Genomic DNA, 264 nt, shown 5'->3' with positions numbered 1-264 from the left:
TGCTTACAAGAAGTCAGAGCCCATTTAGGGGTGATGGCGTGCCTTTTGTAGAATGAACCGGCGAGTTACGTTCCCGTGCAAGGTTAAGGTGAAGAGCCGGAGCCGCAGCGAAAGCGAGTCTGAATAGGGCGGTGTAGTACGTGGACGTAGACCCGAAACCGGGTGATCTACCCCTGTCCAGGGTGAAGGTGCGGTAACACGCACTGGAGGCCCGAACCCACGCACGTTGAAAAGTGCGGGGATGAGGAGGGGGTAGCGGAGAAA

General features: G+C 57.2%; 1 rRNA gene. It reads left to right on the top strand.

Features of this window, described 5'->3' with window-relative positions:
- Window positions 1–264 (top strand): 23S ribosomal RNA (locus CHI14_RS29625); the annotation flags it as partial.

The organism is Paenibacillus sp. 7516 (assembly GCF_002272715.1).
Lineage (GTDB): Bacteria > Bacillota > Bacilli > Paenibacillales > Paenibacillaceae > Paenibacillus > Paenibacillus illinoisensis_A.
Note: the sequence above shows the minus strand (reverse complement) of the source record. Positions and strands in the feature narration are given on the sequence as shown.